Source organism: Roseobacter sp. S87 (genome assembly GCF_055693285.1).
Genome location: NZ_JBVFTR010000004.1, coordinates 750,749 through 765,362, shown reverse-complemented (window position 1 = coordinate 765,362; position 14,614 = coordinate 750,749). Strand labels below are relative to the sequence as shown.

At 62.5% G+C, this 14,614-nt stretch carries 13 protein-coding genes and 2 pseudogenes; 7 read left to right on the top strand and 8 right to left on the bottom strand.

What is annotated here, in order from left to right; translation table 11 throughout:
- Positions 1-41 precede the first annotated feature (41 nt).
- The 8 genes and pseudogenes from mraY to ACZ1HA_RS04565 all read right to left on the bottom strand — a co-directional run bounded on the left by mraY (position 42) and on the right by ACZ1HA_RS04565 (position 9,589).
- A pseudogene (gene mraY / locus ACZ1HA_RS04600) lies at positions 42-1,162 on the bottom strand (phospho-N-acetylmuramoyl-pentapeptide-transferase).
- A 9-nt stretch (positions 1,163-1,171) separates the two neighbouring features.
- A pseudogene (locus tag ACZ1HA_RS04595) lies at positions 1,172-2,601 on the bottom strand (UDP-N-acetylmuramoyl-tripeptide--D-alanyl-D-alanine ligase).
- Entirely contained in the window at positions 2,598-4,079 is a 1,482-nt protein-coding gene (locus tag ACZ1HA_RS04590) for a UDP-N-acetylmuramoyl-L-alanyl-D-glutamate--2,6-diaminopimelate ligase (protein WP_472713040.1), read from the bottom strand. Before ACZ1HA_RS04590 ends, ACZ1HA_RS04595 begins: the two are co-directional and overlap by 4 nt.
- 17 nt (positions 4,080-4,096) lie before the next feature.
- Positions 4,097-5,872, bottom strand: a complete 1,776-nt coding sequence (locus ACZ1HA_RS04585) for a peptidoglycan D,D-transpeptidase FtsI family protein (RefSeq protein WP_472713039.1) — start codon at positions 5,870-5,872, stop codon at positions 4,097-4,099.
- On the bottom strand, positions 5,869-6,231 hold the full coding sequence (gene ftsL, locus ACZ1HA_RS04580) for a cell division protein FtsL (protein ID WP_375228159.1): 363 nt from the start codon (positions 6,229-6,231) through the stop codon (positions 5,869-5,871). Before ftsL ends, ACZ1HA_RS04585 begins: the two co-directional genes overlap by 4 nt.
- Positions 6,231-7,223: a 16S rRNA (cytosine(1402)-N(4))-methyltransferase RsmH gene (gene rsmH, locus ACZ1HA_RS04575; protein WP_472713038.1), complete on the bottom strand. Its 993-nt coding sequence runs from the start codon at positions 7,221-7,223 to the stop codon at positions 6,231-6,233. The genes ftsL and rsmH overlap by 1 nt, the downstream gene beginning before the upstream one ends.
- 3 nt (positions 7,224-7,226) lie before the next feature.
- On the bottom strand, positions 7,227-7,730 hold the full coding sequence (mraZ, locus tag ACZ1HA_RS04570) for a division/cell wall cluster transcriptional repressor MraZ (RefSeq protein WP_472713037.1): 504 nt from the start codon (positions 7,728-7,730) through the stop codon (positions 7,227-7,229).
- 785 nt (positions 7,731-8,515) lie between these two features.
- Positions 8,516-9,589: an Mrp/NBP35 family ATP-binding protein gene (locus ACZ1HA_RS04565; RefSeq protein WP_472713036.1), complete on the bottom strand. Its 1,074-nt coding sequence runs from the start codon at positions 9,587-9,589 to the stop codon at positions 8,516-8,518.
- Positions 9,590-9,805: 216 nt separating this feature from the next.
- Here ACZ1HA_RS04565 and ACZ1HA_RS04560 point away from each other — a divergent pair, with 216 nt between their 5' ends.
- The 7 genes from ACZ1HA_RS04560 to ACZ1HA_RS04530 all read left to right on the top strand — a co-directional run bounded on the left by ACZ1HA_RS04560 (position 9,806) and on the right by ACZ1HA_RS04530 (position 14,603).
- Positions 9,806-10,042, top strand: coding sequence for a DUF1127 domain-containing protein (locus ACZ1HA_RS04560; protein ID WP_375228162.1), 237 nt, complete (start codon positions 9,806-9,808; stop codon positions 10,040-10,042).
- A 426-nt stretch (positions 10,043-10,468) separates the two neighbouring features.
- On the top strand, positions 10,469-10,855 hold the full coding sequence (locus ACZ1HA_RS04555) for a Fur family transcriptional regulator (protein WP_472713035.1): 387 nt from the start codon (positions 10,469-10,471) through the stop codon (positions 10,853-10,855).
- 28 nt (positions 10,856-10,883) lie between these two features.
- The gene (gene zrgA, locus ACZ1HA_RS04550) at positions 10,884-11,636 is read left to right on the top strand and encodes a zinc uptake protein ZrgA (RefSeq protein WP_472713034.1); all 753 of its coding nucleotides are present in this window, start codon (positions 10,884-10,886) and stop codon (positions 11,634-11,636) included.
- A gap of 12 nt (positions 11,637-11,648) precedes the next feature.
- Positions 11,649-12,344: an ABC transporter ATP-binding protein gene (locus tag ACZ1HA_RS04545; RefSeq protein WP_472713033.1), complete on the top strand. Its 696-nt coding sequence runs from the start codon at positions 11,649-11,651 to the stop codon at positions 12,342-12,344.
- Positions 12,341-13,591, top strand: a complete 1,251-nt coding sequence (locus ACZ1HA_RS04540; protein WP_472713032.1) for an ABC transporter permease — start codon at positions 12,341-12,343, stop codon at positions 13,589-13,591. The genes ACZ1HA_RS04545 and ACZ1HA_RS04540 overlap by 4 nt, the downstream gene beginning before the upstream one ends.
- Positions 13,592-13,596: 5 nt before the next feature.
- The gene (locus ACZ1HA_RS04535) at positions 13,597-14,112 is read left to right on the top strand and encodes a DUF3299 domain-containing protein (protein WP_472713031.1); all 516 of its coding nucleotides are present in this window, start codon (positions 13,597-13,599) and stop codon (positions 14,110-14,112) included.
- Positions 14,106-14,603 carry a DUF3299 domain-containing protein gene (locus ACZ1HA_RS04530; protein WP_472713030.1) on the top strand — a complete coding sequence of 166 codons (498 nt, stop codon included), beginning with the start codon at positions 14,106-14,108 and terminating at the stop codon, positions 14,601-14,603. Before ACZ1HA_RS04535 ends, ACZ1HA_RS04530 begins: the two co-directional genes overlap by 7 nt.
- Positions 14,604-14,614: the final 11 nt, after the last annotated feature.

Genomic DNA, 14,614 nt, shown 5'->3' with positions numbered 1-14,614 from the left:
CGGGGTGGGTGGGTGGGCGTTTGCCGGGCAGCCAGTGCGCGTCAGCGCACCTTGAGCGTGGCCAGTCCGATCATTGCGAGGATCAGGGAGATGATCCAGAACCGGATCACGATGGTGCTCTCGGACCAGCCCTTTTTCTCATAATGGTGGTGGATGGGGGCCATCAGGAACACGCGTTTGCCGGTGGCTTTGAAATAGGCGACCTGGATGATCACGCTGAGCGCTTCGACCACGAAAAGACCGCCCACAACGGCCAGTACGATCTCGTGTTTGGTGCTGACCGCAATCGCCCCCAGCGCGCCGCCCAGCGCCAGTGAACCGGTGTCACCCATGAAGACAGCAGCGGGCGGCGCGTTGTACCACAGGAACCCCAGCCCCCCGCCGAACAGCCCGGCCGTAAAGATCAGGATTTCCCCGTGCCGGGCACGTAATGCACATCGAGATATTCGGTAAAGTCGACCCGGCCCACGGCATAGGCGATCACACCAAGGGTGCCGGCCGCGATCATCACCGGCATGATGGCCAGCCCGTCGAGCCCGTCCGTGAGGTTCACCGCGTTGGCGGAGCCCACGATCACGATCATGCCGAAAGGAATGAACAGAAGGCCCAGATTGAGCAGCACATCCTTGAAAACCGGCAGGGCCAGACGCGCAGAGAGCGGCTCATAACCTTCGACCCGGGCGGCCAGATCGGCATCTGCCAGGCCGTGCACATACATCGCCGCAGCCGTTGCCACGCCCGCGATGACAAAGCCCGCCAACAGGCGCACGCGCCCCGGCACGCCCTTGTGGTTGCCTTTGGACACTTTGGCGAAATCATCGGCAAACCCGATGGCGGCAAAGGCCAGGGTGACGCCAAGCACGATCCAGACAAAGGGGTTGTCGAGCCGCGCCCAGAGCAGGGTCGAGGTCAGCAGTGCGCCCACAATCAGCAGACCGCCCATTGTGGGCGTACCGGCCTTGGCAAAATGCCCCTCCGGCCCGTCATCGCGAATGGGCTGGCCCTTGCCCTGGCGGCGGCGCAGCACGGCAATCAGCGGCTTGCCAAAGAGAAACCCGAACACCAGCGCCGTCAGAAAGGCCCCGCCTGCGCGGAACGTAATATAGCGGAAGAGGTTGAACACGTCCCCCCCGTCTGACAGCAGCGTAAGCCAGTATAGCATCGGTTTCCCCTATTCCACGTCCAGCGGGGCATGTCCCATTTTGCGGATGGCGTCAACGATCAGCGCCAGTTTCATGCTGAGCGAGCCCTTGGCCAGCACCACATCCCCGCTGTCGAGCAGGTGCTTCACGCGCGGGACCGCCTCTTCGGCGGTTTCAAACCATTCGCCGCGCTGTGCCTCGGGCATCAGATTGTGCAGCGATTTCATCAGCGGGCCGATGCAGTGCACCACGTCGATCTCTTTCATGGCGTCAAGGTGGGCCAGACCTGCGTGCAGGGCAATCTCGTCGGTGCCCAGTTCTTTCATGTCGCCCAGCCAGGCGATGCGCCGGCCCTTGGAGACGCGGCCGATGTCATGTTTCACCTCTGCCGCCGCCAGCACTTCAAGCGCTGCCGCCATCGATGTGGGGTTGGCGTTGTAGCTGTCGTCAATGAGGTCGAGCGTCATCCGGGTGTCGACCGGATCGAGCGTGATCTGTTCGCGCACGCCGCGCCCCTTGTAAGGCGTCCATCGCCCGATGGAACCAACCGCCAGTGCCATGTCCAGCCGAAGAGCCGCCATGACAGCGAGCGCACCCAGCGCATTCATAGCAAAGTGCCGCCCCGGCGTACTCAGTTTGTAGAGCAGCGGCTCCTGACCCATCGTGGCCTGGACTACGGTGCTGTCGCCCTGGACGGTCACGCGGTTGAGGCGGAAATCATAGCCATGCTCGCCGAATGCTATATCGCGCAGTTTGCAGTCCTCGGCCTTGGCCATCAGGATCGCGGCAGTCTCAATATCGCTGTTCAGAACGGCAATGCCGTTGGGCACGACCCCTTCGAGGATCGAGGCCTTTTCGACCGCAATTCCGGTGATGTCACTGAACGCCTCAAGGTGCGCTGCAGCGACAGTTGTGATCATTGCCACATGGGGCTGCGCCATTTTCGAGAGCGGTGCAATCTCGCCGGGGTGGTTCATCCCGATCTCGATCACCGCAAACTCGGTGTCCGCCGGCATCCGTGCCAGCGTGAGCGGTACGCCCCAGTGGTTGTTGTAGCTCGCCACAGAGGCATGCGCCCGCCCCTGATCGGACAGCATCGCCAGCAGCATTTCCTTGGTCGAGGTTTTGCCGACACTGCCGGTGATGCCCACCACCTGGCCCTGCATCCGCGTGCGGCCTGCCCTCCCCAGATCCTCCAGGCCCGCCAGCACATCCTCCACGATCAGCAGCGGCGCGTCTGCGGCAACCCCTTCGGGCACGTGGGACACAAGCGCTGCGGCAGCCCCTTTTCCAGCGCCTGGGCCACAAAATCGTGGCCGTCCCGCACATCCTTCAGCGCCACAAAAAGATCACCGGGCACCAGCGTTCGGGTGTCAATGGATACGCCCGTTGCGGCCCAGTTGGTTGTGGCATGGCCACCGGTGGCTGTCGCGGCTTCTTCAGCAGTCCAGAGTGTCATGCGAACCTCCCGTCAAGGGCGGAAACCGCGACACTGGCCTGTTCCGCGTCGTCAAATGGCAGCACATCGTCGCCCACGATCTGACCCGTTTCATGCCCCTTGCCCGCGATCAGCAGGGCATCCCCCGGCCCCAGCGCATCGACACCGCGCAGGATCGCTTCGGCCCTGTCACCCACTTCCATCGCATCCGGTGCGCCGAGCAGGACAGAGGCACGGATCGCCGCCGGGTCCTCGCTGCGCGGATTGTCATCGGTCACGATCACCAGATCCGCGTTCTCAGCTGCCGCCTGCCCCATAAGCGGGCGTTTGGTCGCGTCCCGGTCGCCCCCGGCACCGACAATCACAATAAGCCGGCCCAGCACATGCGGTCGCAGCGCCTGACAGGCGGTCGCCACCGCGTCGGGCGTGTGGGCGTAGTCCACGAAAACCGCGGCACCGTTTTCGCGGGTGGCGGCCAGCTGCATCCGGCCCCGCACCGTTGTCAGATCGACCAGGGTGTCAAAAACATCCGCCGGATCAGCACCACAGGCGATCACAAGGGCGGCGGCCATCATCACATTTTCCGCCTGAAAGTCACCGATCAGCCCCAGCCTGCGGACATATGTCTTGTCGATGTGCCGGAAGGCGACCGTCTGCCCGGTGGTATCCACCTGGATGTTGCCCAGATGAAAATCCCCGATACCGCGCCCGACACTGACCACCGGGCAGTTCCGTGCGGAGGCGATGGCGACCATATCCGTGCCGCGGTCTGCCTCGATGTTGATGACCGCTTTGGCGTCCTCGGGCAGCACGCGGGCAAAGAGACCCGCTTTGGCGGCAAAATAATCCTCGAAGGTCTCGTGATAGTCGAGGTGATCCTGGGTGAAGTTGGTGAACCCCGCCGCCTTAAGCGTCACACCGTCCAGCCGCCGCTGGTCGAGCCCGTGGCTGGAGGCCTCCATTGCGGCATGTGTGACACCGTTCGTGACCGCATCGGCCAGCGCGCGGTGCAGGGTGATCGGATCAGGCGTTGTATGGGCCAGCGGCGCCGCCCAGGCCCCTTCGACCCCGGTGGTGCCGAGATTGACGGCGCTGTGGCCCAGCAGCGTCCAGATCTGGCGCACAAAGCTGGTCACGGAGGTTTTGCCGTTCGTGCCGGTCACCGCCACAAGCGTTTCCGGCTGCGCCCCGAACCAGAGCGCTGCGGTCCGGGCAAGTGTTTCGCGCGGGGCCTGCGTGACAATCAGCGCCGCCTCGCTGGCCTCCAGCGCATCGCGCGCCAGTTCGGCCCCTTCGGCATCGGTCAGAATGGCGGCAGCCCCGGCCTCAAGTGCCGAAGGGATAAAACGCGCCCCATGCACCGTGCTGCCGGGCAGTGCCGCAAAGAGCGTCCCCGCAGCCACATCGCGACTGTCGGATGCGAGACCGGTGATCATCGGATTGCGCCCACGGGCAGCGGTCAGGCCGAGTGCAGAAAGCTGTTTTTGATCGTCGTGCATGGCCCCCACCTCTGCGATCAGTTTGAGGTCAGCTTTATATCCGTCACGGGGCCGGGTTCAACGGTCGGCCGCAGTCCCAGCAGCGGAGCAACACGGCGGATCATCTCGGCGGCCACGGGCACGGCTGTCCAGCCTGCCGTACGGCGCGGTTCGTCACCGGTGGTGTCGATGGGCTCATCGAGGGTCACAACCAGCACATAACGTGGGTCATGCGCGGGAAAGACGGAGGCAAAAGTGGCCAGCACCTTGTCCTCGTAATACCCTCCCTGCGGGCGCGGCTTGTCTGCCGTGCCGGTCTTGCCGCCCACAGCGTAGCCTTTGACATCGCCGAAACTGGCGGTGCCTTCTGTGACCACACGGCGCAGCATGCGCAGCGCTTCGCGCGATGCCTTCTCGCTGAAGACGCGGTCGCCCAGGCGCGGCCCGTTCTGTTTGAGGATGGTCGGCTCCACTCTGAACCCGCCGTTGGCCAGGGCAGCGTAGCCCGCGGCCAGATGCATAGGCGATGTCGACAGCCCGTGTCCGTAGGAGATGGTCATGGCGCTCAGTTCGGACCAGTTGGCCGGCAGCAGCGGACGTCCGCCGGCGGCCTCGACGATCTCAAAATTCGTCGCCTCCAGCATGCCAAGTTTTTTCATCAGGTCACGCTGGCGCTGCACGCCGATGTCCTGAGCGATGCGCGCGGTGCCGATGTTGGAGCTTTTCACGATGACCTTGGAGACGGTCATCTCATTGCCATAGTTACGGAAATCCCGGATGCGGAACTTGCCCCAGCGCAGCGGGCCGCGGGTGTCGATCACCGTTTCCGGGTTCACAATGCCAAGGTCCATCGCCTGGGCTGCGGTGAAAATCTTGAAGACGGAACCGAGCTCATAGACGCCCTGCACCGACCGGTTAAAGAGCGGGCTGTCCGAGGCATCGCCCGTCACCTGCGGCCGTGGCCGTTTGTTCGGATCGAAGGTCGGCAGCGAGACCACGCTGATCACCTCGCCGGTGTGCACATCCATCAGCACGGACGTAGCACCCTTGGCGTTCATCAGTTTCATGCCGCCGTAAAGCACCCGTTCGGCTGCTGCCTGAACCGTCAGATCGAGCGAGAGGCGCAGTTCGTCATTGGCCGGATCGCGCAGGTAGTCATCGAAATACTTCTCGACCCCCGCCACACCGATCACTTCGGCAGCGTTCACACCCTCTTTGCCGTAGCTGGCCCCGCCCAGCACGTGGGCCCCCAGAGAACCGTTGGGATAAAGCCGCATGTCCCGCGCCCCAAAGAGCAGGCCCGGGTCGCCGATTTCATGCACGGCCTGCATCTGCTCGGGGCTGATGCGGCGTTTGATCCAGAGGAATTTGCGGCTGCCGGTGAAATCCGCCAGCAGCTCCTTTTCATCGAGATCGGGGAAAATCTGCGCCAGACCCTTTGCCGCCTGGGCCGGATCGACCATGTGGGGCGGCTGGGCATAAAGCGCGTGTGTTTCGAAATTCGTGGCCAGCAGGTTGCCGTGCCGGTCAACGATATCGGCGCGCGCGGCATGGATCACGGAGCCCGGTGCCTCAGCGCGCGGCTCACGCGGCTCAGAGGTTGCCATCATGCCCATGCGGCCCCCGACAACGAGGAACGCGCACAGAAAGAAGACGCCGAGGATCAGCAGGCGGCCTTCGGCCCGCTGGCGGGCGGCGTCGCGCATCTGTTCGTGGCGGATGCGGATGTTCTCCCGCTCGATCGCGTCCGGGTTCTCGCCCTTTTCGCGGGCATCGAGGATACGGGCCAGCGGGCGCAGCGGCGTGCGGATCATTGCACCACCTCCCCGGGCTGCGCGTCGCCGAGGCTGGAGACATCCACAGCATTTTCAAATTCAATGATCGGGTCCGGCGGCAGGGCGACCTGGTCGGCGTGGCCGAACTGATCGGGCCGCAGCGGCAACAGGCCCAGCCGGTCGAAATTGATGTCCGCCAGATCACGCAGACGGTCGGGGCGGTTCAGGTACGCCCATTCGGCACGCAGCACCGCGAGGCGTTCATGGGCCTGCCGGATGTCGGTGCGCAGCTCACGCGTCTCGGCCAGTGCCGCCTGGGTCGCGTAATTTTCGCGGTACGCCCAGAAGGCCAATCCGATCACACTGATCGTGGTAAGGATATAGAGGAAAGTGCGCATCAGATAACCTCTCTGACCACCGGCATACCGATGGATTTTGCATCAATGTCGCCTGCGGGCGCGTCGGTACGGACCGCCACGCGCAGCCGCGCCGAGCGGGCACGCGGGTTTGCCGCGATCTCGGCGGCATCGGCGGAAATGGCCTTGCGGCTGGCCTGAGTGAACTGCGGTGCATCGCGCTGCACCTCGGGCGCAAACCGGTTTGGATTGCCACCCCCGCCTGAGCGCGCCGTGAGAAAGCGTTTGACCATCCGGTCCTCGACCGAATGAAAGGTCACAACCGCAAGCCAGCCACCTTCTGCCAGCGCACGTTCTGCTGCCATAAGACCCTGAAAAAGCTCACCGTATTCGTCGTTTACGGCAATGCGCAGCGCCTGAAAACTGCGGGTGGCCGGGTGCGACTGGCCTGGCTTTGCACGCGGCAAACAGCCTTCGATGATGCCCGCGAGGCGCAATGTGGTTGTGATCGGCTCCAGCGCGCGTTCCCGCACGATTGCCTTTGCAATGCGGCGACTTGCGCGTTCCTCACCATACTGAAAAAGGATGTTCGCAATGACCTCTTCGGCGGCCTCATTCACGATATCGGCAGCCGAGAGACCCTCCTGGCTCATGCGCATGTCCAGCGGGCCATCCCGCATGAAGGAAAAGCCACGTTCCGCGAGATCCAGCTGCATTGAAGAGACGCCGAGATCCAGCACAACCCCGTCCAGACCGGTCGCATAACTGTCCATCGCCGAGAAGACACCACGCTGCTGCACAAGGCGGTCGCCCCACGCGCCTGCCCACCCTGCGGCCATCTCAAAGGCCAGCGGATCACGGTCCACGGCGATCACCCGGTCCGCGCCGGCCTCCAGCAGCCCGCGCGTATACCCGCCCGCGCCAAAGGTGCCATCGAGCCAGGTGCCCCGCACCGGAGACACAGCATCAAGAATTGCAGACAACAGAACGGGGATGTGAGGCGCAGACGTGTCAGAGGTGGCCGCAGCAGCCATGTCCTACTCCCCCTGCTGACCGTCCAGGAACACCAGCGGATCAAAATCCTCGGGCAGTTCATCGAGCCAGGCATCGGTTTTTGCGGCCTCTTCGGCCTCATAGGTCTCGGGCTGCCAGATCTGAAAGGTATCACCGGCGGCGATAAAGAAAGCCTCTTTGTCGAGGCCGATCTTCTGGCGCAGCTTCGCGGGCAGCACCAGGCGGCCGGTTTCGTCCACCGACGTGGGGAACGACTGGCCGTGGAAAAGACGTTGCAGCATTTTGCGTTCGATGGACCCGCGCGGCAGGGCGTCGATCTTGTCGTCCACCTCGTTGATGGCTTCCATCGTGTAGCATTCAAGGTAGCTGCGGCGGTGATCGCCATAAACAATGACAAGCTCGGGCGCATCACCGGAGGTCCAGTTGGGATCAGCAGCCTCAATCACACGGCGGAAAGAGGCCGGTATCGAGACCCGCCCCTTTGTATCGACCTTGTGATGGCTTTCGCCTCTGAACCTGCGGCTCACTGCCTTATCCCAATCTCTTGCGCGCCCTCGTCTGCGCTTCCCCCGTCCCTGAAATGGAAACGGCGGGTTGATCTGCTGCCACTGATCAACCCGCCGCCCTCGTCCCGACTTTGCGGGGAAGTCCAGTCGCGCGCGCCACCTGGGGGATGTCTGCTCGCTCGCGCGCCGGATCTCTTGGTCTGATGAAAGCGAGGTGCCTGTATGAAACCTGCTAGAGTTTTTGTTTGCGTAGGGTCGTTTGGTGCCCCGGGCTCGTTCTCATCTGATGTGGAAAGGTATAACGTGGGAAATCATGGCACAGCAAGGGATTTTTGGTTACCAAATTGCTAAATCTTGTTTTTCAGTATTAAGGAAAACAACATCTGGTAGCAGTTTGGTTGAAAAATATCAACAAATTGGCACTGACTGTCAGAAAAACACTATATATAGACAAGTCGCGCCGGTCGGGAAATTTCCCATAATTTCCCGATTTTTTGCCCGCATGCTGTGCCACACAGAGATGTTCTACTTATGTTCGAAGGTCAGACAGCTGTAAAGACGCAAAAAAGTACCCGCAGAACCTGTTTGATTCGCCCTGACGCCCGTTTCGGCCCATAGATTCCCACGGCACGGCCCATGAATTCCCATGACCCGCTGAGAGCGTAGCCCCGTTCAGACAATGACTGCATATATAGTGGCAGCCCGCAACCTGCTGCCGGAGTGATCAGAACCGCCATCCGCCGGCAATCACCTGCGGGCAGCGATATCCAGTCTGGCTGAACGCCTTCCGTCGGACCAGAGCGGCTTTATGCCATGCCGCCCCGGATCAGCCCGTCCGCAATGCGCGCATAGGCCTCGGCCATCGGGCCATCCCCGGCGGCGATGGGGGTGCCACCGTCGCCCGCAAGGCGGGTCTCCAGATCAATCGGCAGCGCGCCCAGCAGCGGGACACCCAGTTTCTCCGCCTCGGCGGCGACACCGCCCTGCCCGAAGATCTGGTGCTCCGAGCCGCAGTCCGGGCAGACAAACATGGACATGTTCTCGATCAGGCCGAGCACAGGTGTTTTCAGCGTGTCAAACATGTCGAGCGCCTTGCGCGCGTCGATCAGCGCCACGTCCTGCGGCGTGGACACCACAATCGCACCGCTGAGTTCGGACTTCGTGCACAGTGTCAGCTGCACATCCCCGGTGCCTGGCGGCAGATCAACGAGCAGCACATCAAGCTCGCCCCATTCCACCTGCCCCAGCATCTGCTGCAGCGCTCCCATCAGCATCGGCCCGCGCCAGACCACCGCCTTGCCGTCCTCGAGCATAAAGCCGATCGACATCAGCGTGACGCCATGCGCGTGCAGTGGAATGATGGTTTTGCCGTCCGGGCTGGCGGGACGTTTATTAATGCCCATCATGCGCGGCTGAGAGGGACCGTATATATCAGCGTCCAGCAGGCCGACTTTGCGACCGGCCTTTGCCAGCGCCACGGCGAGGTTTGACGAGACCGTGGATTTGCCCACGCCGCCCTTGCCGGACCCGATGGCCAGAATGCGCTTCACGCCCGCCGGTTTTGTCGGGCCTGCCTGCGGTTTCGGGTGCCCGCCGACCTTGAGCGACGGTGGCTCCGGTTTGCTGGCCGCAGGACCGTGCGCGGTAAGTGCGACCGTCGCCTGGGTCACCCCGGGCAGTTCCGACACGACCTTTTCCGCCGCGTCCCGCAGCGGCCCCATCTGGCGTGCGACCTCCGGGTTTGGTGCCTCAATGACAAAGCGGACAACCCCGCCATCAACAGTCAGCGCACGAATCAGATCGTGCTCGATCAGGCTGCGTCCATCGGGCAGCGCCACCCGGCTGAGAGCGGCCTCAATATCGGCCTGTGTTACAGACATGCTCAAAAACTCCTCGTTCCCGCCTGTTGAGATAGCACAGTTGCAGCGGAACACCAGCGGCACCGCTGAAATGCCTAAACCATTAGCATTATGTGAAAATTAACCATACGTCGCCTATGCAGATGCTGCATAGCAGCATTGAATTTCTGGTTATTGTGCACACGCAGCAATTCCCTAAGTATGGGTCACAAGAAACGAAACACGAAAGCAAACACAATGGCCTTTATGGATCAGACATTCGCAAAATCCGAAAGCTTCGGCGTGCGTGCACTGGCCGCAGCCACAGGATTCTTCGCAACCGCAACAGCGCGTTACGCCCGCTACAGCCTGTACCGGCACACGCTTGCCGAGCTGAACACACTCAGCGACCGGGAAGCCGCAGACCTCGGCCTGCACCGCTCCGGGTTCCGCAATCTGGCGTGGGAAACCGCCTGCGAGAAAGTTTCTGTGTAACCACAGAGATCGGGTTCCCCACCTCCTCCCGGGGAACCTGAACAGAAGCGGCGGCATCTATCCTCCTCCCGGATGCCGTCGTTTGTAACACCGCCCGCAAACCGGGCACCGGGATCAGATCCCGGAACGACTTTCAGCCGGGTCCACCTCCTCCCGGGCCAGGCTGAACCAAGGCGGTGGCATTCATCCTCCTCCCGGATGCCACCGTCCCTTTTACAGAAGGCCAGAATGGCCGGACACGACCGGCGGGCATATTTCCTCCCTGAAAAACGTCGCCGGAAACAGAAAGCGGTCCCCACTCCTCCCGGGGGCCGCTTTTTTTGTGCTTTTTCATGATTGACACGGCGCAGGCGGAAGCCCGCCACCCGCTTCTTGATGCTGCTTATTTTATAAAGTAACAAAATCACAGGCAAAGGAGACCCGCCTGTGAGAAAACCCGCAACGGCCCGGCAGGATGATGTGCTCAGCGTGCTGAAAGCATGCGACCGGCCCATGACCGCCTACCAGATTCTTGAACGCCTGCAGGCCAGCGAACCGGATATTGCGCCCCCGACCGTTTACAGGACACTGTCGTCCCTGACCGATCAGGGTCGCGCGCACAGGCTTGAATCGATCCGGGCTTTTGTGCCCTGCACCTGCAGTCACCAAAACAGCGTGCCCGTCCTCGCCATCTGCGGCGACTGCGGTGCTGTCGAAGAGCATGACGGCGGAGAGCTGCTGCCGATGCTGGACCGGCTGACCGATCCAAGCCAGTTCCGGACCGAACGCCATATCGTCGAAATTCACGGCCGCTGCAGCAGCTGCGCCGCCTGACAACCTTTTCAGAAAGACAGGATAACCCATGAAAAACACCCTTTCGATTATCGCTCTTCTGGCCACCGTGCCTGCACTGGCTGATGAAACCCGTCAGCTGGACGCGCATGAACATGGCGTCGGCGCGCTGAACATCGCGGCTGAGGGATCCGACGTGCTGATGGAACTGGAAGTGCCCGGCGCGGACATCGTGGGTTTTGAATATGCGGCCAAAACCGATGCGGACCGCAAGGCCGTTGACGCGGCGGTGGCCACGCTGGCCACACCTCTTGATCTTTTTGCCCTGCCCGCCGCGGCAGGATGCTCTGTAACCGAGGCGCGCGCCGCGCTGGAAATGGAAGACGAGCACGCGGAACACGGTCACGACGATCACGACCATGAGGAACATCGGCATGATGAGCACGCACACGACAAGCACGACCATGACGAACACGCGCATGACGACCATGGTCACGAAGAGCATGCGCATGATGAGCACAAGCATGATGACGATCATGCCGGGCACAAGGACGAACATGCCCATGACGATGACCATGATCACGACCATGCCGCGCATGACGATGATCATGACCACGCCGATGAGGCCACGCATTCTGAATTCCACGCCACATACCGTCTGACATGCGCCGATCCGCAGGCGCTGGACCAGATCGAATTCGCCTATTTCGACCGGTTTGAGAACGCGCTGGAGCTTGAGGTTCAGATCGTGACAGGCTCCGGCGCACAGGCTTTTGAGGTCACCCGCGAGGATCCCGTTCTTGATCTGCGCAACCTGTTCTGACAGGACAACGGGATGACAGATCCCGTCCTGACCCTTTCAGGCGTTGTTTTTTGCTGGCCCGGTCGGGCCGGCTTTTCGCTGTCTGTGCCAGCGTTTTCGCTGTCACCGGGCGAAAAAGTGCTGCTGCTGGGCGAAAGCGGATCGGGCAAATCCACGCTGCTGTCGCTGATATGCGGCACGGTGCAGCCGGAACAGGGCAGCGTCTGCATTGCGGACACCGATATCAGCGCGCTGTCGGGCGGGGCCCGCGACCGGTTCCGCGCCGAACAGATCGGGGTGATTTTCCAACAGTTCAATCTGCTGCCCTTCGGCACTGTTGCGGACAATATCCTGCTGCCCCTGCGGTTTGCGCCGGAACGACGCGCCCGGGCGGGCAATGCCCGGCAGACGGCGTCCGAATTGTGTGACCAGCTGGGCCTGCCTGAGGATGTATTACAGGCCCGGGCCGGCACGCTGAGCGTCGGGCAACAGCAGCGCGTGGCCGTTGCCAGAGCCCTGATCGGTCAGCCCCCGCTGATCATCGCGGATGAGCCCACTTCGGCGCTGGATGCAGACAGCCAGGCCGCTTTTCTGGACCTGCTTTTCGGTCAGGCCGCCGCACAGGGCTCTGCCCTGCTGATGGTCAGCCATGACGCGCGCCTCGCGCCGCGCTTTGACCGCGCCCTGCGCATCGAAGACATCGCTCACACCGAAAGACCCGCGGCATGATCCTGCGTCTGGCCATGGCATCGCTGTTTGCACGGGCGTTGACCGTGGGCATGACAATTCTGGCCATTGCACTGTCTGTTGCGCTGTTTCTGGGTGTGGAAAAGGTCCGGACGGGTGCCAAGGAGAGTTTTGCGGATACAATTTCCGGCACCAACCTGATCGTGGGCGCGCGCTCGGGCTCGGTACAGCTGCTGCTCTATTCGGTTTTCCGCATCGGCAATGCGACCAACAATGTCAGCTGGGAAAGCTACCAGGACATTGCCGCACGGCCCGAAGTGGACTGGATTGTGCCGATTTCGCTGGGCGACAGTCACCGGCAGTTCCGGGTCATGGGGACCACGCGCGCGTTCTTTGAGCACTACCGGTACCGGCAGGACCGGCAGATCGAAGTGGCCCGCGGCCTGATGATGGATGACCTTTTCGATGCGGTCATCGGTGCGGATGTTGCCGAAACGCTTGGTTATGATGTGGACGATCCGATTGTCGTGGCACATGGACTTGCGTCCTTTACAGAACATAAGGATCAGCCTTTCCGGATATCGGGCATCCTGGCGCGCACAGGCACACCCGTGGACCGGACGGTCATCGTGAGCATGGAGGCCATTGAGGCCATACACGTCGACTGGCGCAGTGGCGCGCAGATCCCGGGGCAATCCACCCCGCCGGACGTGATCCGCGGCATGGACCTGACGCCGCAGGCGGTTACGGCCGCGCTGGTTGGTGTCAAAAGCCCGCTGCAGACCTTTGCACTGCAGCGCGCCATCAATGAATACCCGGCCGAGCCACTGCTGGCGATCCTGCCAGGCGTGGCCCTTCAGGAGCTGTGGTCCATTGTCGGGATTGCCGAAACGGCGCTGCTTGCCGTGTCGGGCATGGTCGTTGTCACAGCGCTGATCGGCATGATGGCGACAGTGTTTTCCAGCCTGAGCGAACGACGGCGTGAAATGGCGATTTTCCGGGCGATGGGTGCGCGGCCGTCCACGATTTTCGGCCTGCTGGTGCTGGAGGCTGCGCTGACCGCGGCTGCCGGTGCGCTGCTGGGCCTGGGGCTGGTCTATGCGGCACTGTTTGTGGCCCAACCGATGATTGACGCAGAATTCGGCCTGTGGCTGCCGATCACAGCACCGGGGGCGGACGAGTTGCTGGTGCTGGTGGGCGTCACAGCCGCTGGCGCAATTGTGAGCGCCCTGCCCGCGCTTCGCGCCTACAAACTCTCGCTGGCGGATGGTATGATGGTGCGGACGTGACACAGATGACGGAGCAGACAATGTTCAACCGCCGCGCCGCACTCGGGCTGCTTTCTGCTGGTGCCACAGTCCCTGGTGCCGCGCTGGCCAATGCGCCGCGGGAGGTCATGTGGGACGATCTGATCCCGCCGGGCGTGCCCTATTCAGAGATCATCGGTGAAGGCGAGATTGACGAGATCAACGATTTCTGGGCCCCGATCTATGACGCCAATGCGACCAAACTGAACGAATCGCTGGATGGCGCCTATATCCGGATGCCCGGTTATATCATTCCATTTGATTTCTCCGCGCAGGGCGTGACCGAATTTATGCTCGTGCCCTATGTCGGGGCCTGCATCCATGTTCCGCCCCCGCCCGCCAACCAGCTGGTGATGTGCCGCACCAAAACGCCCTGGCCCACCGACGGGCTGTGGGACCCTGTCTGGGTGACGGGCATCATGCGCACCGAACTGCAGTCCACGGAGCTGGGCGAAACCGGCTATGCGCTGGTGGCGGACAAAATGGAAACCTACGAATGGTGACACGGCGCGGGCTTCTGACGGGGCTTGCGGCATCGGTGCTGTTGCCGCGCGGCGGTTCTGCCGCGGGCGTGGTTGATCTGACCTGGGCGGATCTGCTGCCCGAGGGCCAGCCGTGGGTGCCGCCGCTGCTGCAGGAGTTCATTGATCACAGCGGGCCGTCGATGTCGGATCAGCAGCCCGCCTCGACCGGCGTACGCACTGACTGGAACGGACAGACCGTGCGTATTCCCGGCTTTGTGCTGCCCATCGAGCATCGCGGCACCGGTGTTTCCGCTTTTATTCTGGTACCTTACGTCGGCGCCTGCATCCATGTGCCGCCACCGCCCGCCAACCAGCTGGTCTTTGTCACACCAGAGACACCTTACCAAAGCGGCGGCATGTTCGAGCCGGTGCGTGTGACCGGCAGGTTCGGTGTGACCACAGTCTCCACCCAGCTGGCAGAGGTGGGCTATGCGATGGCCGCCGAGCGGATCGACCCCATCGCCCTCTGACGCCCGTGGTG

Excerpts from the sequence above, each read along its gene's own strand:
- ACZ1HA_RS04590 (WP_472713040.1), bottom strand. The coding sequence starts at position 4,079 with ATGCACGACGATCAAAAACAGCTTTCTGCACTCGGCCTGACCGCTGCC.
- ACZ1HA_RS04585 (WP_472713039.1), bottom strand. The coding sequence starts at position 5,872 with ATGATCCGCACGCCGCTGCGCCCGCTGGCCCGTATCCTCGATGCCCGC.
- ftsL (WP_375228159.1), bottom strand. The coding sequence starts at position 6,231 with ATGCGCACTTTCCTCTATATCCTTACCACGATCAGTGTGATCGGATTG.
- rsmH (WP_472713038.1), bottom strand. The coding sequence starts at position 7,223 with ATGGCTGCTGCGGCCACCTCTGACACGTCTGCGCCTCACATCCCCGTT.
- ACZ1HA_RS04565 (WP_472713036.1), bottom strand. The coding sequence starts at position 9,589 with ATGTCTGTAACACAGGCCGATATTGAGGCCGCTCTCAGCCGGGTGGCG.
- ACZ1HA_RS04560 (WP_375228162.1), top strand. The coding sequence starts at position 9,806 with ATGGCCTTTATGGATCAGACATTCGCAAAATCCGAAAGCTTCGGCGTG.
- zrgA (WP_472713034.1), top strand. The coding sequence starts at position 10,884 with ATGAAAAACACCCTTTCGATTATCGCTCTTCTGGCCACCGTGCCTGCA.
- ACZ1HA_RS04545 (WP_472713033.1), top strand. The coding sequence starts at position 11,649 with ATGACAGATCCCGTCCTGACCCTTTCAGGCGTTGTTTTTTGCTGGCCC.
- ACZ1HA_RS04540 (WP_472713032.1), top strand. The coding sequence starts at position 12,341 with ATGATCCTGCGTCTGGCCATGGCATCGCTGTTTGCACGGGCGTTGACC.
- ACZ1HA_RS04535 (WP_472713031.1), top strand. The coding sequence starts at position 13,597 with ATGACGGAGCAGACAATGTTCAACCGCCGCGCCGCACTCGGGCTGCTT.
- ACZ1HA_RS04530 (WP_472713030.1), top strand. The coding sequence starts at position 14,106 with ATGGTGACACGGCGCGGGCTTCTGACGGGGCTTGCGGCATCGGTGCTG.